Genomic DNA, 22,340 nt, shown 5'->3' on the forward strand with positions numbered 1-22,340 from the left:
TTATTTGTAGAAATAAGTAAGCAAATCGCTAAAAACTTAAAAACCTTCTTTAAATAATAAATTATTCAAAGAAGGTTCTATGAAAACTGTTTGTCTTTTTTCAAACGGTATTTCATGTTTTTAGGATAAGAAAAAGGCAAACTATTTTATAAAGAAAAACTAATTACTACTTGCAATAGAAATACAAAAACTACAGATAACACTTAATAACTTTTTCATTCTAATTCCATTTGTGCAAGAGAAATCAGAAGGGTCTTATTTTGTTTTTATAAAACGTTGCCTTTTATTAGTGCCAACAAAATAGATAGAATACAAACCAGTTTCTAGGTTAGAAATATCAATAGTTGCCTTATTTTTTATATCATTTTCTTGTAAAACAAGTCTTCCTAGAAAGTTATAAATTTGAATAGCTTGTGTATTGTTAGGTATGTCTTGAATAGTTATTTGATGAATTGCTGGATTTGGAAAAATGGAAGTTTCTACTTCTGCTAAAGCTAATTGTTCTACAGAATTATTATTAGGTTCTATACGATCAGAAGCAGCTGAACCAATGAAAATTTTATTCTCAAAAAAACCTGTGTTACTATTATTGATTGCAATATCTATTAATAAACTAGAATTAGAGCCAGTTGTTACTCTTTTTAATACCCCATTGATAAGATACTGAATATCTGTACCGACACGCTCAATACGTATTACATCTCCCAATATATATTTGCCCAAATATTTAACTCGTTGTCCATTCTCAAAAGCAGCAATATTATCACCATAAATCTCAAAGGCATACTGAATTTGATCTTTATCTGCATTAGCATTAGAAGAAGATAAACCAAAAATTTTGCTATTTGAACTGAGATCTTCTAAAATTGTCGTTTCTGCCCAACCATTGGAATTTTCAGGAATTACTTGAGTAGATGCTGCTCCACTGTTGCCCCAACCATACGCTGTGGTACTTCTTATATTACCATTGGCATCTTCTGATACACCAACTTTGTCTGTCCAAATAACTTTTTGTGGCTCTGCAGGAGTACTAGAATTATTCAAACTTTTTGATAAAAGCCATTCATAAAGATTAGGGCTATGTAGAGAGTTGTCTGTTTTATAAGCCCTACTCCAAGAATTATGTCCGACACCCTCATAAGTAGTAAAAATTAATTCTGCTGTAGGCTTAGGATTATTACAGTCCTTAATACCATTAAATGTTTTCAGACCTGCATCATAAATCACCGTTTTATCTTTATTTCCATGAAAATGCCATACTGGAATTTCTTTTTCTGAAATAGAACAACCTCTTTCTTCAACTTTGTTTGTAGCTGTTCTAGCTGCTACTGGAGCAATAGCTGCTAAAATGTTTGCATTGTTTCTATATCCATCAGCAGCGTACTTGTAAACTCCAATTCCCCCTAAGCTCAATCCTGTTAAATAAATTCTATTACGATCTATACGATAATTATCAGACCCACTTACCACATGATCGATTACATCTTGAACTATAGAAGAACGCCAAGCATTTTCGTCGGAAAAAAGTTGAGGAGATATAACAATAAAGCACTCTTGTTTCCCATTAACAGTGAAACACATAGGATGTCCTTCTTTGATATGCTTTGGAGAACCATTTTCTTTCACTCTTTCCAAATGTGAAGGACTTCCACTTCCTTTTTCTCCTTGTCCGTGCAAAAATATTAATACAGGATAGGTTTTAGAAGAATTAGTAGCGTAATCTGAAGGAAGGTGTTCTAAGTAACCTATATTTCCTTTGTCATTATCTGTTCGGCGAGCCGTTTGTTGTGCACTTAAATAATTTGAAAAAAAGAATAAATAAACAAACAGAAAGAAAAAAATATTTTTATACATAGTTTTACAATTAAAGTGTATTAATAAATTGATATTGTAAATGATTGTCTGTTAGTGATTTATTAATTATAATGGAGGCAATGTTACAAATAAAAATTTATATCTTTATATAAATTTATTTTTTTAACAATTGCATTTTTGCAATAATTAATTTGGCAACAGGCTAAATATTCAAAATGTTTAGCTCTTGTTATTTAGAGTACCCCTGTTGGGCTTAGTTTATAACTAAGACCTATCAGTTAGTAAATCTTCAGATTTACGTTGTCAAGTACAAATAAAAACACCCTTACTCGCAAATCTAAGATTTGCCAAACTGATAAATCGTAGTCGCAGACTACGCTTAACGAGGGGAACTTTCTAAATCTTCAATACTCTGAATATTCCCTAACGAAGTCGGACTTTGACGAATAAATTTGAATCTAGGCTCATTCTAATGGTTTATGCTCATAACTGATTACTCTTTTTACTTTCCATTGGTCATTTATAAATTCCCAAACTGTGATAAATTTAGAAACCTCTACAGGTTTTCCATCCATCAAAAAAATATGAATGCCAGTTTGAACTGCTCCAAAAGCTCCTAGTTTATGAATATTTGTTTCTATGAGTTTGCGAGTAAGCTTGAATGGCTTAGAACACCTATCTTCAAAGGCTGCAATTTCTTTTTCTATGGAAGTATTCAATCCAGTTCTATCATCATAAAATTCTAGGTTTTGAGACATTATTTTTTTGTATAAAGTGAGGTTACATTCGTTAAAGGCAACATCAAAAAGTAAACTATCCATCTTCATGATTTTACCTTGAAGATTATCGTCCAAATTCTGAGAATAAAGCAAGTTGGAGAGAGAAGCACTAAAAAAAAGTAGAAACAAAAAAAGATATTTCTTCATAAGAATAAGATTAAATGTAAAAAAATAATTATACTTAAAAAGTCTAAAGGGTGTTTTTCACTCCTTTTATTTTAAAGTAAATTAGGGGATATGTATGTTGATTATCAATGAGTTATTATATCTTCATTTTTAGTACATGTAGTTTTTATATAAAGACAGCACTTATTCTTAAAGGTTGCAACACTCTGAATAGTGCTAATGAACAAATTGTAAGAACTTTTAGGTTAAGATGATAATAATTTTAAATAATTGATAATACAAAAAAAACTTCTTCAAATAATAAATATTCAAAGAAGGCTATATAAAAAACCTCACCTGTTGGGCTTAGTTTATAACCAAGACCTATCAGTTAGTAAATCTTCAGATTTACGTTGTCAACTACAAATAAAAACACCCTTACTCGCAAATCTAAGATTTGCCAAATTGATAAAGCGTAGTCGCAGACTACACTTAACGAGGGATAGCCACAAAAAAACCGAGCAAGGGCAGGGGAATACTACACTCGCAAATCTAAGATTTGCCAAACTGATAAATCGTAGTCGCAGACTACGCTTAACGAGGGAAATTGCTATGCCTTTTCTATTTTCTTTAATTAATAAAATTACTTTATTCATAAACAAAAAAAATATTAAATAATTACATTAATTCTAAATAAAAGTGCAATTTTAAAAGTGCAAATAATAAATATTTCAAATTGTTGTTTATTATCATAACGGCACAGCCGAGACTAAAGACACAACAACTGCTTTATAGCTTTTTGGAAAGAAAACAAAAATGTAAGAGGTTAAATTTGCATTATATCGTCTATTAAATCTGGAATATTTTCTGTAATTTCTCTCCTTTTTTCTAAATATGATTTTATTACTTCAAAACATTTTGGCATGTCTTCTAACTCCTTATCAGTAAAAGTTATCATACTAATATCAAACTCAGAAAAATAATCGTTTCGCTTTTGCATTTCCTTACTCCATTTATTACTTAAATCTTTATTGACATCAATGAGCTTAGTTTTATTAATTGTTTTTACATTCATATGAGTAGATTGAGGACTAATTTCAAAACCCACTTTCTCATCTGTATGAATATTTAAGATGGTAAAATCTAGTCTATATATATGTTTTCTTTCTAGACCTGCATACCTAAATTCTGGTATCAAAAATGGCTCATTCATTGGATTAGTAGACTGATTTATATAATCAATATACATATCATATATAGCTTTCTCATATTGACTCCTAGATAAACGTTTTAAAATAGATTTTATGAAACTTAACAAGTCTCCAACAGAATTAAATACAACTAAATCATTATTTTCTGGATCAATTAAACCTGTTGATAAAACATGACCTATAGTCCAATATTCAAAAGAAACTCTTCTAACATTTTTATCTTTATTTATCCAATTATTATCCCGTTTTTCAGGTGCAACAAAGAGTCCCCAATTAATCTCGTTACCCCCAAACCAAATTTCCCATAAGTTTTGATTAGGTTTTGTTCTCAAACGCTCTTTCAAATGACGATAATAATCTCTTTCTAAATAAAGTAAGATATAATCACAAGAGTCTTTATGTCTGAGTAAATTTTGCAATAAAATCATACTGCGTCTACCATATTTGTTTTCTTCTAATAGGTTTTTTTTTAAACTTTGTAGCCATTTCTCCTTATATTGTTTAGGAGAGTAAAAGCTAGAATGTACAATATCCACTAATGTAGGTTTGTATAAGCCTAATACACCATGTAATCCTTGTATTGTTTGAGAACCATAGTCTCTATACTTCTTGTATATTTCTAATGTTGATTGTCTTTTAATTTCTAAAGCTAGATCTAAATCATTCAATACATTATCTTGTGATTGTTTGAACATGCTATTACAATAGTTGTATATAAGTAAAAACTGTATAACGAAAAAAATCATTATACAGTTTTTCAATTTACAAAAATCTCTACATATTCCTCCTATACTGCCCCCCAACTTCAAACAAAGCTCTAGTAATCTGTCCTAACGAACAGGTTTTAGTAGCTGTCATTAAGTGTTCAAACATATTTTCGTGTTTGATGGCTGCTTTTTGAAGGTCTTTGAGTATTTGCTGATTTTTTTGTTCGTCAAAAGAATGTAGCGATTTGAGCATATTTATTTGATACTCTTTTTCTTCTTCTGTCGAACGAATTACTTCGGCAGGAATAACGGTAGGCGAACCCTTCGAAGACAAAAATGTATTTACACCCACAATCGGATATTCGCCTGTATGTTTTTGCATTTCGTAATACATACTTTCTTCCTGTATTTGTGTGCGCTGAAACTGTCTTTCCATCGCTCCCAAAACACCTCCACGCTCCGTAATTTGGTCAAAAATCTTCAAAACAGCTTCTTCTACCAAATCAGTCAGTTCTTCAATAATAAACGAACCTTGCAATGGATTTTCATTTTTTGCTAGTCCTAATTCTTTATTGATGATAAGCTGAATCGCCACAGCACGACGAACAGAATCTTCCGTTGGTGTCGTTATGGCTTCGTCGTAAGCGTTGGTATGCAGCGAGTTACAGTTGTCGTAAATGGCATACAAGGCTTGTAGCGTAGTACGAATATCATTAAAATCAATTTCTTGTGCGTGAAGCGAACGCCCCGAAGTTTGGATATGATATTTTAGTTTTTGCGCTCTATCGTTTGCTCCGTACTTGTTTTTCATCGCCTTTGCCCAAATACGACGAGCCACACGACCAATAACAGAATATTCTGGGTCAATTCCATTTGAAAAGAAAAACGAGAAATTCGGTGCAAAATCATTAATATCCATTCCTCTACTCAAATAATATTCGGCAAACGTAAAACCGTTGCTAAGTGTAAAGGCAAGTTGCGTAATCGGATTTGCGCCTGCTTCTGCAATATGATAACCCGAAATAGAAACCGAATAGAAATTTTGAACGTGATGATTAATGAAATATTGCTGAATATCTCCCATTAGTTTTAGCGAAAATTCGGTACTAAAAATACACGTATTTTGCGCTTGGTCTTCCTTCAAAATATCAGCTTGAACCGTTCCACGAACTTGTGTGAGTGTTTTGGCTTTTATTTTATCATAAACTTCTTTATCCAAAACTTCATCGCCTGTTGCTCCCAAAAGCATCAAACCCAAACCGTTATTTCCTTCTGGCAAACCTCCATTATAAGTAGGACGAATTTTGCCTTCGTATTTTTTCTTGATTTTCGCCTCAACTTCTTCCTCTAAACCGTTTTCTTTGATATAAATTTCACATTGCTGATCAATGGCTGCATTCATAAAAAAGGCACAAACCGTAGCAGCAGGACCATTAATAGTCATTGAAACCGATGTAGTTGGGTCAGCCAAATTAAAACCTGAATAGAGTTTTTTTGCATCATCCAAACAGCACACACTTACACCCGAATTACCCACTTTTCCATAAATATCTGGACGATAATCTGGGTCTTCTCCATACAATGTTACCGAATCAAAAGCTGTCGAAAGTCGTGCAGCAGGCATTCCTTTTGAAAGATAATGAAAACGTCTGTTGGTGCGCTCGGGACCTCCTTCGCCTGCAAACATACGAGTAGGGTCTTCGCCTGTACGTTTAAACGGAAAAACGCCTGCCGTAAATGGAAACTCTCCCGGTACATTTTCTTGCAAATTCCATTTCAAAATATCTCCCCACGCTTTGTATTTTGGTAGCGAAATTTTAGGAATTTTGGATTGAGAAAGAGAAACGGTATAAGTTTTTAAGCTAAATTCTTTATTACGAACTTTATAAACAAAATCATCAGCCGTATAAGTAGCTACTTTTGTTTGCCAATCTTCAATGATTTTCCAGTTTGTACCTTCTAAAGAAAGTTTTATTTGTTCGAAAGTATCTTTTAAGCCTTGAATAATAGAATCTTTCAATTCTTTTTCCATTTCCTCGTTTTCAGAAATAGAATTAATAGAAAGTTCTAAACCGTATAATTTCTGCGCAATCTCGGCTTGTTCTTCTGCATTTTTATCATAACGACGATTACTTTCACTTATTTCTGACAGATAACGAACTCTTGAAGGAGGAATAATATACTGTTTTTCAGAAGTTGAAGCCGATATTTCAAACGAAGAATCAAATTTTGTAGGAGATGTTTCATTGATTTTGTTAATCAGGGAACGATAAAGTGTATTCATTCCTACATCATTAAACTGCGATGCAATCGTACCAAAAACAGGAATTTCTGAATCTGGCGTATCCCATAATTGACGGTTTCGTTTGTATTGTTTTTTGACATCACGAAGGGCATCTAAAGCACCACGTTTGTCAAATTTATTGAGTGCAATTATATCAGCAAAATCAATCATATCGATTTTTTCTAATTGCGAAGCTGCACCGTATTCAGGTGTCATGACATAAAGTGATGCGTCTGAATGGTCTGTAATGGCTGTATCAGATTGTCCAATTCCAGAAGTTTCGACGATAATCAAATCAAATTCGGCTGCACGCAAAATATCAATCGCATCTTGAACGTATTTTGAAAGAGCCAAATTGGATTGACGAGTAGCCAAAGAACGCATATAAACACGCTCATTTGTAATTGAATTCATACGAATACGGTCGCCCAAAAGTGCGCCACCAGTACGACGACGAGAAGGGTCGACCGAAACAATAGCAATCGTTTTGTCTTCAAAATCCATTAAATAACGTCTTACAAGCTCATCGACAAGTGAAGATTTACCAGCACCACCTGTTCCAGTAATTCCCAAAACAGGTGCTACTTTTTCAGGTATTAATTCTTTTATTTTCTTTAGAATTTCTTTATTTTTTTCTGGATAATTTTCAACGGCTGAAATAATCCTTCCCAAATTTTTAGAATTTCTTTCTTTTACTTTTTCTACTTCGCTTATTTCTACATCGTGTCCTGTTGGAAAATCAGTTTGTTCAAGCAAATCATTTATCATTCCTTGCAATCCCATCGAACGACCATCATCTGGATGATAAATTCGGGTAATACCGTAATTATGCAGTTCCTCAATTTCGGATGGAAGAATTACACCACCACCACCACCAAAAAGTTTGATGTGTCCTGCACCTCTTTCTTTCAAAAGGTCGTGCATATATTTAAAAAATTCTACGTGTCCACCTTGATACGAAGTAATTGCAATGGCTTGAGCATCTTCTTGAATGGCACAATTTACAATTTCTTCTACCGAACGGTTGTGTCCTAAATGGATAACTTCTGCGCCCGAAGACTGAATAATTCGACGCATTATATTTATAGCTGCATCATGTCCATCAAAAAGAGCTGCTGCCGTAACGACACGCAGTTTGTTTTTGGAAACATAAGGCACTGGAATTGGAGGGTTGGTACTCATATTATTTTTTGTGTTGTATATAGTTCTTTTCGAAAGCTAAAGCATTTGGTACAGTTTCGCACCTTAAAAGATACGCTACATTTTTTGTAACTCTTATATTACAAAAATAGTAAGAAAAAGCGAAGTTTTTTGTTTTGGGTAATTTCGAATCATTTTGTTTTACCTAGAAGTTTTAAAGTATCAGACAATTAGAGTGAAATTTATTATCTTGAAATGAAAAAATATCATCAAGAAAATGAAAGAAACTATAAACTATCCAATTTTTTTATTTGAAGAACCTATTTTGATTCCGAAGATACATGAAGAAGCAAAAGAACTTCTATCTAAAATTGAAATTATCTTAGATAAATGCGAAACTTCACGAAAAATAAAATCCAAAGCCTATAACTTATGTTGTGAGTATTTTCAAACTAATTTTAAATTAGAATTAAATGCTACTTTTAATTTATCTTTTTTAGAAAAGAATGATGTTAAACTAGAATTTATTTTTAATGATAAAGAAGGCGAGTTTGTAAAACAGCTAAGAAAGTACAATCAAGTTTTTAAAGAGAAAGGATTTTTGGAATTCAAGACTTTATATAAAGGTGTTCTAGTTAAAAACAAACTTTATAGTAGTGAAAGAAAATTTTCAGTAGAGGATAATGTAATTATAATGCTTTATTCGCATTTTTGGAACAACAAGTATATTTTCAAAGAAGAAATAACAAAAGAAGATAAATTCAAAATCACCTATCAAATAAGAAATAAAGTATAGAAAAACACTTTTCTCAAAAAAACTCCCCAAATCTCAAAATATTTTTGCAATTTTGATTCACTTAAAAAATCAAATTGCCAATAAAAATAGCTATAAAAAATATTCTCATGAGCAAAAAAGCAACTTCAAGAACAAGTACAACAGATACCAAAAAGACAAAACAAACACCTTTGATGAAACAATACAATCAAATCAAAGGAAAACATCCAGATGCTATTTTGCTTTTTCGTGTTGGCGATTTTTACGAAACCTTTGGAGAAGATGCTGTTCGTGCTGCCAAAATTTTAGATATTACACTTACCAAACGTGCCAATGGTGCAGCTTCTGAGATTGCACTGGCTGGTTTTCCTCATCATTCTTTAGATAATTACTTGCCTAAACTGGTTCGTGCAGGACTTCGTGTGGCTATTTGTGACCAACTAGAAGACCCAAAACTTGCAAAAGGAATTGTAAAACGAGGCGTTACCGAGCTGGTAACTCCGGGATTAGTTTTGGGAGATAATGTTTTGGAGAACAAGAAAAATAATTATTTGGCTTCTATTTATTTCTACAAAAATAAAAAATATGAGGCTGTTGGTGCTGCGTTTTTAGATTTATCAACAGGGGAGTTTTTGGTAGCAGAAGGAGAGTACAATTATATCGAACAACTTTTAGAGCGTTTTGCACCTTCTGAAATTATTTATAGCAAATCGAATAAAAAAGAATTTGAAACACAGGTAGTTCGTCAAGGAAGTAATTTTTCGCAGTTTGCTATCGAAGAGTGGATTTATACGCTCAATTTTGCTTACGAAAAACTGACAAAACATTTTGGAACAGCATCATTAAAAGGTTTTGGAATTGAGAGTTTACACGCTGCTACCATTGCAGCAGGAGCAGTTTTGTATTATTTGGAAACGACAGAACACCACGAAAAAAATCATATTATTTCGCTTAGTAGAGTCGAACAAGACAAATATGTTTGGTTAGATTCTTTCACTACTCGCAATTTGGAATTACTTGTTCCTATGCATGGAAATGGTAGTTCCTTAATTGAAATTTTGGACAAAACGGTTACTCCAATGGGTGCAAGACTACTTAGAAAATGGATAGCTTTTCCACTCAAAGATGCAAAACCAATTCAAAATAGGCTTCGAAATGTAGCTATTTTAGTAGAAAAAGATGCTCTACAAGGTGAGTTGCGTTCCTATTTGAAGGAAGTAGGCGATTTAGAACGCTTGATTTCAAAAGTTGCAGTAGGTAGAATTAGTCCGAAAGAATTAGTGAAACTTCGTGATTCTTTAGAAGCAATTCCGACAATTAAAGATGTTTTATTAAAGAGTAAAACCAATGAATTAGAAGCCATTGGAGAAAAAATTCTCTTGAATAACGATATTTTAAAGAAGTTACAAGATGAGTTAGAAGACAATCCACCACTTGCTGTTCAGCAAGGAACGACCATAAAAAGAGGTGTTCATCAGCAGCTTGATGAGTTGCGTGATATTTCTAGTTCGGCAAAAGATTTTTTAGAAAAAGTACGTCAGAGAGAAATTGTAGCAACTGGAATTACATCGTTAAAAATCAGTTTTAATAAAGTTTTTGGTTATTATATTGAAGTCAGTAATGCTCACAAAACTAAAGTTCCATCAGCTTGGATTCGTAAACAAACGCTTGTCAATGCAGAGCGTTACATTACGCCAGAACTCAAAGAATGGGAAGAAAAAATTATTACAGCAGAGGAAAAAATCGCCAGCATTGAGTACACACTTTATCATAATTTGGTTTCAGAAGTGGCCAAATATGTAAAGGTTATTCAGCAAAATGCAAAGTTTTTATCGATGCTTGATGCCCTTTGTGGATTGGCAGAAGTGGCGATGCAAAATAATTATTCCTTGCCTGAAATTACAGATGATAATATTTTAGAAATTAGAGAAGGAAAGCACCCTGTTATTGAAAAATTATTGCCGATTGGAGAGCAGTATGTTCCAAATGATGTAATTATGAATCCTGAAAGTGAACAGATTTTTATCATAACGGGACCCAATATGGCTGGTAAATCTGCGCTTTTGCGTCAAACGGCTTTGATTGTCTTGATGGCTCAAATTGGAAGTTTTGTTCCTGCCAAAAGTGCCAAAATTGGTGTTGTGGATAAAGTTTTTACTAGAGTTGGAGCTTCGGATAATATTGCAAAAGGAGAATCTACTTTTATGGTAGAAATGTCTGAAACGGCTAGTATTTTGAATAATTTGAGTGATAGAAGTCTTGTTTTGATGGACGAAATAGGAAGAGGAACAAGCACGTATGACGGAATTTCGATTGCGTGGGCGATTGTGGAATATTTGCATACTTTACCCAATGCAAAACCAAAAACGCTTTTTGCAACGCATTATCACGAACTCAACGAACTTAAAAATGATTTTGATAGAATAAAGAATTACAATGTTTCGGTAAAAGAAGTAGGAGGGAAAATTATTTTCCTTAGAAAGCTAAAAGAAGGAGGCAGTGAACACAGTTTTGGAATAAATGTAGCTTCACTTGCAGGAATGCCAAAAAAGGTAGTTTTGAGAGCTTCGGAAATGATGCATCATTTTGAAACCAATAAATTCAAAGACAAGGACAAAGAAACGCTACAATCTGCACCTAAAAATACATTTTATCAAAATAGTTTGTTTGGAGAAAATCAAGCAAATGACCCAATTTTAGAAAAACTAAAAGATGAATTATTAGCTCTTGACATCAATCGTCTGTCGCCTGTGGAAGCACTTTTGAAATTGAATGAGTTTAAAATTAGAGTTGGGAAATAGTGATAAGTGATTAATTATTCACGATTAATAAATTTCGGCTTTTATCCTCAACGACGCTTTTAAGCTCGTTGACGGCTAAAAAATAAACTTGTATGAGAAAATACGATAATAAACCATTGTTATTAATAATTGAGCCTAAGTTTATCTATTGGCTTTTTATCATTCTAACATTGCTATTAATCTTTTTTTTTACTTTTCTTGTTTACAAAGATTGGATAAAGGGAGATTATGGGGTTATTAATCTTCTATTAACTATTGGATTAATATTTTTTTTATATAAACTACTTTCTATTAAAAAAGTCTTATCAATAGAACTGTATGATACAGAACTCATTATAAAGCATTCATTTGGAGAGGATTTGAGTTTGAAATACAATCAAATATCCAAGATAAATATTTACTATGACATAACATTTCATACAAGAAACCCTCATGAAACTGTTGTAGTTTGGAGAAAGAGAGGACATAATATTCAATTTAGCATAGAACGAGCTAAGATAAATTTGAAAGAGGGGGCTAATTTTCTAGAATGCGTTAATTTTTTATCTACCAAAATCCCTGTAACTATTCATATACATAACGCCCGTAAAAAGTATATTACAGAAGACATAATAGAAGCAAAAATAAGATGGTCAAATAAACCTTACTTATAGGTACTCTTTTTAAACAAGTAAAAAACTATGTAAACACTAGAAAAAAAATTAGCGACTACAATTTCTGCTTTAAAAGAAGAGAAACAAAAATATCTTTTAGAGTTGGTTGATAAGATAATTTTGGAAGGATTCGAGTTAGATTTAGAAAATGTATTTTGATATTCTAATTTTTCAGACCTTGTGAAACTGTGTATTTCTCTCTGTGCCTTAGTGTTAAAGAATGTATTTATTTTTCATAACAAAATCAATTCTATACGATTGTGTATATTTGCAGTATAGCAATTTTTTAAACTTATATTTTACCATAAAAACGACACATTTCATGTCAGCACACACATTCAAAGCTAACAATCCAGCCTTAAAATCTTTTGTAGAAGTTGCGAAAGATTCAGACTTTCCAATTCAGAACTTACCGTTTGGTATTTTTTCTACTGACAACCAAGATGCTCGTGTAGGCGTTCGTATCGGAGATTTTGTATTAGATTTAGCAGAACTTTCTGACTCAAATTTATTAAATGATTTGGATTTTGACCATAGCGTTTTTTATGAGAACGTTCTTAATCCTTTTATAGAATTAGGTCAAGAAAATTGGAGAGCTACACGAGAAAAAATCTCAGAATTATTACAGGTTGGTTCTGATTTAGAGAAACAAAAAGATAAAGTTCTCTTTCCTGTAGCAAATGTAACGATGCACATGCCTGTACAAGTAGGCGATTATACTGATTTTTATTCTAGCATCGAACACGCTACTAACTTAGGAAAACTTTTCAGACCTAATGCAGAGGCACTTATGCCAAATTGGAAACACATTCCTGTTGGTTATCACGGTCGTGCTTCTTCTATTGTTATTTCGGGGACAGAAATTCATAGACCAAAAGGACAAATAAAACCAAATGAGGATGAGCCACCTATTTTTTCGCCTTGTAGAACATTAGATTTCGAATTAGAAATGGCTTTCATTGTTGGTAAGTCTACAAAACTGGGTGAATCTGTTACGATTGATACAGCAGAAGACCACATTTTTGGAATGGTTGTCTTTAATGATTGGTCGGCTAGAGATATTCAAAAATGGGAATATGTGCCATTAGGGCCTTTTTTGGGGAAAAGTTTTGCCTCTTCTATTTCGCCTTGGATAGTTACGCTTGATGCTTTAGAGCCGTTTAGAGTAGAAAGTCCAGAGCAAGACCCAGAAGTGTTGGATTATTTGAAATACACAGGAAAACATAATTTTAATATTAGTTTAGAAGTAGATTTTATTCCTGAAAATGGAGAAGCCACTACAATTAGCCATTCAAGTTTCAAATATTTGTACTGGAATATGGCTCAGCAACTTACACACCATACCGTAAATGGTTGTAATATCAATGTTGGTGATATGTGTGCTTCGGGAACAATTAGTGGAAAAGATGAAAATTCGTATGGTTCACTTATAGAAATTACACAAGGAGGCAAAAAAACACTTACGTTGAAAGGTGGAGAAGAGCGCAAATTTATTCAAGACAATGATACGATTGTAATGCGTGGTTTTTGTCAGAATGATTCTGTAAGAATTGGTTTTGGAGAAGTTAGTGGAAAAATTCTTCCTGCTAAATAAGATACATTCAGATATATTTTCTATAAAAAATGCTTACAGAATCAAAAGGATTTTGTAAGCATTTTTTATGAATTCTGAGTTATAATCTAATTTCCTAAAGCTCTTCCAAAAAGTTGCCCTACAAGCTCAAAACCTTCTGCATAATTATTTCTTTTTTGCTCAAAAGATAAATTACCGTTTTCATCTTCTGTAATCAGATACGTAAAGACAAAATCGCCATCTCCATTCTGCCAGCCGTCTAATTGTCCAAAACGAAGGTCATTTATTTGATAAATTTTCTTTCCATTTTCTGTTCTTGTTTTTACTGTGTAATATCCTTGTGGAACTTCTAAAAGCTGTTTTACTTTTTCATTGTCTTTTATTGGGTCTAAAAGCTGCCAATTTTTATCAAAATAATTGTAATTTGCTGATTTGTTTTCATCTAAAACAGAATAATAACCACTATAATAACCATCTTCTGTTTCTACAATATTATTCCAAAGTAAAATATTCAACGGTGTAGTTTTGGTATCGTAACGCAGATAATCAATATTTTGTGCTTTTAGATTTTCTTCAAAAACAGAATTTACTCGCTGCTGATTAATGACTCCCATCAATAAATAAAAAGACGACATTCCTACGCCAAACCAAACTAAAAAAGCACGTTTCTCATTATAAGAACCACTATACGAATTTCCTTTAAAAGCAGGTAAAAACCTTGCCCAAAGAAGCAAAATCAAAAAAGGAATCGTATAGAAAAAATCAATGACAAAAACGGTTTTGGTAGCATATCCATAATCTGAAAAAGGATAAAAAATTTTTGTTCCCCAAGTAGTAAACATATCTAGCCAAGAATGCGTAATCATTCCCCAAAAAAAGAGATTTGTCCATCTCCAAAAACTCATTTCTGATAGAAATTTGAGTTTGTATTTTGTTCCCAACCAATTAAAAAGCCAACCTAAAAGAGGAGAAAGCAAAACGGCAAACAAAATAGAGTGCATCAAACTACGATGCCAACGCAATTCTTGTACAATATCCAAAAAAGGATTTGCCAAAACATCTAAGTCTGGAATTGTTCCTGCAACTGCGCCCCAAAGCATAGCTTGATTTCCAATTTTTCGCCCTGCGATAAGCTCGCCAACGGCTGCTCCTAATACAATTTGTGTGAGTGAATCCATAAAGTTTTCTTTAGAGCCTGTTCGAGTTTAGATACATAAAAAAGAACATCAGATTTTTTTATTAGTTAAGTTATTGATTTTCAGTTACTAATTAAAATATCAATGACTATGTTTACTAATGAATATTTATCTGATGCTCTTTGGCAATATATGAAAAAATTTATACCTTTTTCGTACTTGGAAAGAAAACGCAAACACAGTTTGTATAATATCTTTTCAGGACTATTTTACATCACTCGTTCTGGCAGTAGTTGGCGTTTACTTCCCAGTAGTTATGGTATTCCTTGGAGTAGTTTGTATGACTACTTTAGCAAATGGCAGAAGATGGGTTGGTACAAAAAACTTTTGGACAAGTTGGTCACAAGAGAACGGTTGGCTCAAGGTAGAAATGCTAAACCCTCTTTGGGTTCTATAGACTCTCAAAGTGTACAAAGTGTATATGGAGGGGAAGCTATAGGTGTAGATGGTTACAAGCTCAAAAAAGGACGTAAACGGCATATACTGGTAGATACGCAAGGAAATTTACTAGAATTAGAGATTAGTCCAGCCAATGAAGCTGACGTGAATCAACTTGCTTATCTAGCTTATTTAGCTCAATTTAGAGGAAGAAAATTCTTTAAAATTCTTGCTGATGCAGGCTATAGAAGTGCTAGTTTGGCTGCTGAAATATTTAGTCAAACAGGAGTACAAATTGAGATTGTCAATAGTCCAAGAAGAGAAAAAAAAGAGGATAAAGCATTTGTACCTCAACCCAAAAGGTGGGTAGTAGAAAGAACTTTTGCTTGGCTTAATCAAAACAGAAGACTAAAAGTAGATTATGAGAAAACTGTAGATTCTGCTAAAGCATTTGTGTATTTAGCTATGATTTTAAACCTCATAAATAAAGGGGCTAGAAGAAAGAAAAAATAAAAACTCGAACAGGCTCTAAAATAATTTCTCAAATTAAGAAAAAAACGAAACAAACATATAAAAGTTTTTCACTAAGATGAATACTTTAATTTTCTACGTTTAAAGTTTAATTCAACTTACAATTATTCTATTTAGCTAACTCTTCCAAAACTACCTGTTTGAGTTTGTCTATATTCCCACCAAAACCAGTTTCACGATGTACAATTTCGCCTTTTTTATTGATGATTATAGTTGTTGGGAGTGAACCTATATCATAACTTTTAGATAATTCTTTTGCATTTGGTAAGACTGAAAAACCAAACATTTCCTTCTGTTGTTGTGCAAAACGAGTTACCTCAATTGGTGTATTTGTAGTAGCAGCTAAGAAAACAATACCTTTCGTTTGTGTTTCTCTCCAAAATTCGTTAAAGAGTGGAATTTCTTTTATACAAGGAAGACAATAGTTTGCCCAAAAATTAATAACTACTACTCGTCCTTTCATTTCGGATAACCTTATTTCATTATCATTCATATCTTTTGTAGAAAAATTAGCAGCTATTTTTTTGATTTCATCAGATCTATCTTTCATAGCTTCATTTTCTACTCTTCTTTTTAGATTTCTCGTATAGCTTTCAAAGTCTTCTTCCTGCTCCATTTCTTGAAAAATAACTTGTATAGAATCTAAAACTTTATCGTCTTTTGTTTCTTGGTAGAGAGTTTCGTAGGTTTTCAGAGCTGAGTCGGTTTGGTTTGTTTTTCTTTGGAGGAAAGCTTTTCTCTCTAGCTGAAATCTACGAAAATTAACAGAATATTTATCAGTGTTTTTATTTGCAAAATACAAAGAGCTGTCAATATAAGAAAGAGCTGATTCAAAATCTCCTTCTTCTATTTCTACATGTCCTAGCCAATAATAACCATTTGCAATAGAATAATTAATATTTTTACCAAAAAGATATTTTCTTTCTTTCTTATACAATGGCGCATCGTGCAACCATTTACCTTTTTTTGCCTCTTGTAAAAGAAAAGTTGCCCATTTTTTTGAACTCGCATAATCTTTTTGATTAAGATATGCCTCTATATTTGCAATTATGGAATACTCTAATGTAGAATCCATATATTTAAAGTTATAATTATTATTTGCTATAATATCTTCATCTTTATAATAACCCTTTATTATCCACTTGTTGTTAGAGTATTCTCCGTGCATGTCTCCTCTTCCAAGAGGAGAGCGAGGATGATATTTTCCTACTGTCTGTCTGAATGACTCCATAAAAAGAACATCATTGCTATCGTCATTGTGCAAACCATAACTATAATTATAACTTGAGAAAGCTTTATTTAGGAAATTAGAATTGGGATGACTGCTAAGTAGTTTGTAAAGAATTTCTTTAGATTTATCAAACTGTTGATTATAGCCGTATAAAATAGATAAGGCAGCCAAATCGCTTGCTTCGTTACTATTTAGCTTTTTCTCTACCTTTTTTAATGATTCCTTAACTTCTGTTTTAAATAGTGTATCACTTACTCGTCCAAGAGAGTAGCCTTCTGCTAGATAAGAAATATAACTGGCGTATGCCATCAAATTAGTTGGATAATTAGTAAGTTCTTTTTGTAAGGCTTCCTTATTCATACGAGATTCGTATGCATTCTGATACGCATTTTTAGCTATTTTTCCTTCTTTATTATGTACTCTTCTGATATAGGCAACAGGGTCTCTATCATCCATACTATAAAAATAACCTATAAAGAAAGCTGTATTTTTAGGAACAGTAAATTTTGCTTTTCCATCTATAATAGGAACATATCCTTTAGTATAAGTCATATCTTGCCTAAATACATCTATATGAAAAAACAAAGAATCTGAACCTATACGTATGCTATCCTTTATTGCATAAACTGTTACCTCTTCGTTTTCATGAATTATTTGAGGAAGAACAGTATCATTTTCTTTATCTTCAATTGTACGGAATGATAAAATACTGAGGCTTAAAAATAAAATGAGATTTATTAATTTCATGTTTTTAATATATAGTGTAATAAAATAATGGCTTATAAAAATAAATTTTACAAACCATTTTAAAGTGTCTCTGTCAATTATTTTGAGATAGAGTTAGAAGTGTTATTCTTAATATGTAATTTCTTTTTCAAATGGTATGTCTCTAACATAAAGGAAAGCAAGATACTGAATAGCCAAGATTTTCCATACTACGTTTGAACTCATTTGCTGAGGGTTCATCAGGACATATTTGAGATCTTTGTATTGGGTGAGAAGAATCTGAATAAGAACAAGCCCATCTGCAAGTTGGCTCTCCAGAACCTCCTCCTAGACCGTCCCAAGGATCTATAGCTATAAAACCACCTGTAATATTCTTTGCTTTTGTATGAGAAACAGCAAACTTACCAAATCTTTTTTTAAGATTTTTCATAGAACATAAAAATTTAAATGATTTAAAGATAATTTATTATCGAACCTGCCTTTCAGAAGACTTACTAAGTAAGTTTGATAGTACAAATATCAAAAAAAAAAAAGGTGTATTTCCAAATCGAAATAACCCTAATTTCTAAAATAATTTTTAATTAATTGATTATAAGGTATTTATGGTTGAAAATAATTGTATTATTAAATTATGAAGCTCTATGCTTAGTAACCAGTTCCGATAAAAATCAACATGATTTATAATTCATAATCTTATTTTTTATAAGCAATGATAGTTATTTTTCTCTATTCCAAATTTTTACATTACTTTTGTTATAAAATAAACCATATTAATATAGAAAGTACCAAATGGCTAAATTTCCTCATATCAAGCAACGTGACCAAATGGATTGTGGTCCTACGTGTTTGAAGATGATTACAAAATATTACGGAAAAAATTTCTCACTACCTTTTTTGAGAGAAAACTGTTATATAGGCAAACAAGGCGTTTCTCTTTTAGGAATTGCTACTGCAGCCGAAAATATTGGACTTCGCACACTTGCTGTTCAGATAGATATTGAAACCCTCATAGAAGAAAAACCTGTTCCTTTTATAGCACACTGGAATCAAAATCATTTTGTTGTGGTCTATAAAATCACAAATAAAAAAGTTTTTGTAGCAGATCCAGCTTCACAGCTTTTAGAATATACACACCAAGAATTTAAGAAAGCGTGGATTCAGGCCAATGGAGCAGCAAAGGAAGGGCAATTACAAGGAGAAGAAACTGGAATTGTACTCTTGATAGAAACTACACCAGACTTTGATAATCAAGATGATGTAGAAGAAAGTAAGGCTTCTTTTGGGTATTTATTAAATTATTTAAAGCCTTATAAAGCGATTATTTTTCAATTATTTTTAGGACTTTTAGGAGCTACTCTACTTTCGCTTTTCTTGCCTTTACTTACTCAAGCCTTAGTAGATACAGGAATTCAGCAGAAAAATCTTTCCTTTGTGTATGTTGTTTTGATAACTCAACTTTTATTTTTTCTATCCAAAAACTTTATTAATCTTATCAGAAGTTGGATTTTGTTGCAATTGTCTGTGCGCCTGAACATACAAATTGTGTCCGATTTTTTAGCTAAAATGATACGATTACCTTTACCATTTTTTGAATCTAAAAATCTAGGAGATATTTTGCAACGTATGCAAGATAATCAGCGAATTGAACAGTTTTTGAGTGGTACGTTACTAGATTTTATCTTCTCTTTAGCGAGTTTATTCTCTGTTGGTATACTAGTAGTAATTTATAGTCCTGTTATATTTGCACTTTTTTTAGCAGGAAGTGCTTTATATATCACTTGGATTTTGCTTTTTTTGAAGAAAAGAAAAGTTTTGGATAACAAACGCTTTGCACTTTCTTCTTCCACTCAAAGTAACGAGGTAGAACTTGTACAAGGAATGGCAGAAATTAAGTTTAATAATTTTGAGAAAGAAAAACGATGGGAATGGGAACGTTTGCAGGTAAAGAGAGCTAAGTTATCAATGCAAAGTTTACGTCTCAGTCAGTTTCAACAGTATGGAGGAGGTTTTATCAATGAACTCAAAAATATCATTATTACTTTTTGGGCTGCTTATGAAGTAATTCAAGGAAGTATGACACTAGGAATGATGATGGCAGTACAGCAAGTTTTGGGACAAATGGAAGTTCCTTTGCTTCAATCAGTTAATTTTGTACAACAAGGACAAGATGCAAAATTGAGTTTGGAACGTTTGGCAGAAATTCACGAACAAAAAGATGAAGATTCAGAAGATTTTCTTATTAAAGAGCTGCCAGAAGGTGAAAACTCAAGAGATATTTATCTTAAAAATGTAACATTCCGATACGGAACACCACACAGCCAACCAGCCATAGACGATTTGACACTTCATATTCCAACAGGAAAAACGACAGCTATTGTAGGAGAAAGTGGAAGTGGAAAAACGACACTTTTGAAACTGTTATTAAAATATTATATTCCTCAAAGTGGACAAATTACGGTTGGTTCATTGCCCCTGACTGCACTCAGTAGCTCAGTTTGGCGTGCTACTATTGGTTCTGTTATGCAAGAAGGCTTTATTTTTTCGGAAAGTATAGCCAAAAACATTGCTTTAGGCGATGAACGTCCCACACAAAAACACCTTATAGAAGCCACACAGACAGCTAATATTTATGAACATATCCAAACTTTGCCTTTAGGTTTTCATACCAAAATAGGTCAGTCAGGCGAAGGAGTAAGTCAAGGACAAAAACAACGTTTACTAATTGCTCGGGCTGTTTATAAAGACCCCGATTATTTATTTTTTGATGAAGCTACTTCTGCATTAGATGCTAAAAATGAAAAGGTAATTTCAGAAAATTTACAACGTTTTGGGAAGTCTAAAACACAAATTATTATAGCGCATAGACTAAGCACTGTAAAAAATGCAGACCAAATTATATTCTTAGAAAAAGGAAAAATTAGGGAGCAAGGAACACACGAAGAACTAGTAGAGAAAAGAGGAATGTATTTTAATCTTGTTAAAAATCAGTTGGAGTTAGCAGGATAAAACAAAAAAGCACTTGATTTTGGTTAATCAAGTGCTTTTTTAAAACGTAAAATTTATGTTGAAGTTGTTTAAGAATACTCTTTTTCCTTAGCACTAGGTTTGCAAACCTAGTGCTAAGGAAAAAGAACATAGCCTTTGTTGGTGTTTTAGCGTAGCAACACCAACAAATATACACTCAAAATCTATTCTTAAACAACTTCGTTATTTCAACTCAATTTTTCTACTTAAATAATTTGTTCCTTGACGAACAACAAGTGTATAAGTATCTGTACCATTAACAGCTAAATCAATTTTGCCTTGATAATCTCCAGAAAAATCAACTAAAGATTCAAAGTAGATTACATTTCCAGCAGAATCATAAACCTCAATATAAGTTGTTTTTTTATCAGCTTTATTATTTGACAATGAGAAATTTAGAGTAAATATTCCTTCTTTTTTTTGTGGAGTTATTTTGACAGAATTTTGAACATCTTTATCAAATAAAGTAGTGGTTTCTTTTTTCATCTTATCAGAAAGAGTTGGATTTTCTTCTACATTCAATTCAGAAAAATCACGTTCTATAGTTCTTCTTTCTTTGTAAGGACGACTGTTTTGTGTCAGAATGCGAATACGTGGCGAACCATTATTTGTATGTATATCGTCTAATTCTTCGTGAAGCTCATCCAATTCTTCATGCAGCTCATTTGCAAAATCTTCATCAATTTCTATTCTGATGTTAGCTAATTCTTCATTAGCTTCCTCTAGTCCTTGCCTTGCTTCTTCCATAGCAATTTCAATTTCTTCATTCACTTCCTCCCAATCAACATCTTCAAGTTGTTTGAAGGCATTTTTTAGTTCAATTTTTAATGCTTTTAAATCGATTCTTATATCTTCTTTTAGTTCATTTAGCTCGTCTTGTTCGATGATAATAACTCTTCGATGATTTGTTTTACTGTTTGTTTTTGAATCTGTTCTAACTGATTTTTTTTCCTCTTTTTTATCTTCTTCCGAATCTTGAGCAAAACTTAAAACAGGAAACATAAAAAGAAGTGAGAATACAACAGGAGTGAGAAGTGATTTCATGAGGATAATAAGTTTAGGGTACTATTTTTATTTTTTTAGAAAGACAGTTTTTTTTCAGAAAGGTTGCAGGATTATTAAAATATAGAAAGAATAAGCCCAGTTTAACGTTTATTTAGAGATAGATTTGAAATCAAACTATATACAAATAATAATTTTGTTTAACTTTTTTATTATAATTGATTCACTAATATGATTTTTAATTTAACAATAAAGATTTTTTGTTAATTTAAGGTTTGTTTTTTTGATATAATAATAGTATCTTTAATAGGTAAAATAATCAGAGCAAAACAATTAAAATTCTTTTCACAGTTTGTACTTAGTGTCTGTTTGAGGAGTTTCTATAATTCAAATTAAAATATATTTAACA

Annotated in this window: 14 protein-coding genes; 6 read left to right on the top strand and 8 right to left on the bottom strand. The window is 32.1% G+C overall.

Going from position 1 to position 22,340, the window contains the following annotated elements:
- Window positions 1-255: 255 nt before the first annotated feature.
- The 4 genes from V9L05_RS12755 to V9L05_RS12770 all read right to left on the bottom strand — a co-directional run bounded on the left by V9L05_RS12755 (window position 256) and on the right by V9L05_RS12770 (window position 8,083).
- Window positions 256-1,854: a T9SS type A sorting domain-containing protein gene (locus tag V9L05_RS12755; RefSeq protein ID WP_338812268.1), complete on the bottom strand. Its 1,599-nt coding sequence runs from the start codon at window positions 1,852-1,854 to the stop codon at window positions 256-258.
- A 425-nt stretch (window positions 1,855-2,279) separates the two neighbouring features.
- The gene (locus V9L05_RS12760; RefSeq protein ID WP_338792869.1) at window positions 2,280-2,741 is read right to left on the bottom strand and encodes a nuclear transport factor 2 family protein; all 462 of its coding nucleotides are present in this window, start codon (window positions 2,739-2,741) and stop codon (window positions 2,280-2,282) included.
- Window positions 2,742-3,525: 784 nt separating this feature from the next.
- Window positions 3,526-4,605 (bottom strand): hypothetical protein, encoded by a 1,080-nt coding sequence (locus V9L05_RS12765; RefSeq protein WP_338812270.1) that lies wholly within the window; start codon window positions 4,603-4,605, stop codon window positions 3,526-3,528.
- A 79-nt stretch (window positions 4,606-4,684) separates the two neighbouring features.
- Complete coding sequence (locus tag V9L05_RS12770; protein ID WP_338812271.1) at window positions 4,685-8,083, bottom strand: methylmalonyl-CoA mutase family protein; 3,399 nt, start codon at window positions 8,081-8,083, stop codon at window positions 4,685-4,687.
- A 235-nt stretch (window positions 8,084-8,318) separates the two neighbouring features.
- On the opposite strand from V9L05_RS12770, the gene V9L05_RS12775 reads away from it, so the two are divergent.
- The 4 genes from V9L05_RS12775 (at window position 8,319) to fahA (ending at window position 13,864) form a co-directional block, all read left to right on the top strand.
- On the top strand, window positions 8,319-8,837 hold the full coding sequence (locus tag V9L05_RS12775) for a hypothetical protein (protein ID WP_338812272.1): 519 nt from the start codon (window positions 8,319-8,321) through the stop codon (window positions 8,835-8,837).
- Between the two features lie 107 nt (window positions 8,838-8,944).
- Window positions 8,945-11,617: a DNA mismatch repair protein MutS gene (gene mutS, locus V9L05_RS12780; protein ID WP_338812274.1), complete on the top strand. Its 2,673-nt coding sequence runs from the start codon at window positions 8,945-8,947 to the stop codon at window positions 11,615-11,617.
- A gap of 92 nt (window positions 11,618-11,709) precedes the next feature.
- Entirely contained in the window at window positions 11,710-12,270 is a 561-nt protein-coding gene (locus V9L05_RS12785; protein ID WP_338792863.1) for a hypothetical protein, read from the top strand.
- 322 nt (window positions 12,271-12,592) lie between these two features.
- Window positions 12,593-13,864 (top strand): fumarylacetoacetase, encoded by a 1,272-nt coding sequence (fahA, locus tag V9L05_RS12790; protein ID WP_338812275.1) that lies wholly within the window; start codon window positions 12,593-12,595, stop codon window positions 13,862-13,864.
- Window positions 13,865-13,950: 86 nt separating this feature from the next.
- On the opposite strand, the gene V9L05_RS12795 is transcribed toward fahA, so the two are convergent.
- Window positions 13,951-15,021 (bottom strand): metal-dependent hydrolase, encoded by a 1,071-nt coding sequence (locus V9L05_RS12795; RefSeq protein ID WP_338812276.1) that lies wholly within the window; start codon window positions 15,019-15,021, stop codon window positions 13,951-13,953.
- Window positions 15,022-15,129: 108 nt separating this feature from the next.
- Between V9L05_RS12795 and V9L05_RS12800 the strand changes: the two genes are divergently transcribed.
- The gene (locus V9L05_RS12800; RefSeq protein WP_338811837.1) at window positions 15,130-15,930 is read left to right on the top strand and encodes an IS5 family transposase; all 801 of its coding nucleotides are present in this window, start codon (window positions 15,130-15,132) and stop codon (window positions 15,928-15,930) included.
- Between the two features lie 127 nt (window positions 15,931-16,057).
- Here the strand turns inward: V9L05_RS12800 and V9L05_RS12805 are convergent, their stop codons facing one another.
- Both V9L05_RS12805 and V9L05_RS12810 read right to left on the bottom strand, forming a co-directional pair.
- On the bottom strand, window positions 16,058-17,926 hold the full coding sequence (locus V9L05_RS12805; protein WP_338812277.1) for a TlpA disulfide reductase family protein: 1,869 nt from the start codon (window positions 17,924-17,926) through the stop codon (window positions 16,058-16,060).
- Window positions 17,927-18,068: 142 nt separating this feature from the next.
- Window positions 18,069-18,335 carry a hypothetical protein gene (locus V9L05_RS12810; protein ID WP_338812278.1) on the bottom strand — a complete coding sequence of 89 codons (267 nt, stop codon included), beginning with the start codon at window positions 18,333-18,335 and terminating at the stop codon, window positions 18,069-18,071.
- 359 nt (window positions 18,336-18,694) lie between these two features.
- On the opposite strand from V9L05_RS12810, the gene V9L05_RS12815 reads away from it, so the two are divergent.
- The gene (locus tag V9L05_RS12815; RefSeq protein WP_338812280.1) at window positions 18,695-20,911 is read left to right on the top strand and encodes a peptidase domain-containing ABC transporter; all 2,217 of its coding nucleotides are present in this window, start codon (window positions 18,695-18,697) and stop codon (window positions 20,909-20,911) included.
- Between the two features lie 201 nt (window positions 20,912-21,112).
- Here the strand turns inward: V9L05_RS12815 and V9L05_RS12820 are convergent, their stop codons facing one another.
- On the bottom strand, window positions 21,113-21,973 hold the full coding sequence (locus V9L05_RS12820; RefSeq protein WP_338812282.1) for a hypothetical protein: 861 nt from the start codon (window positions 21,971-21,973) through the stop codon (window positions 21,113-21,115).
- Window positions 21,974-22,340: the final 367 nt, after the last annotated feature.

Origin of the sequence: Bernardetia sp. Wsw4-3y2, from assembly GCF_037126295.1 — a bacterium.
Classification (GTDB): Bacteria; Bacteroidota; Bacteroidia; order Cytophagales; family Bernardetiaceae; genus Bernardetia.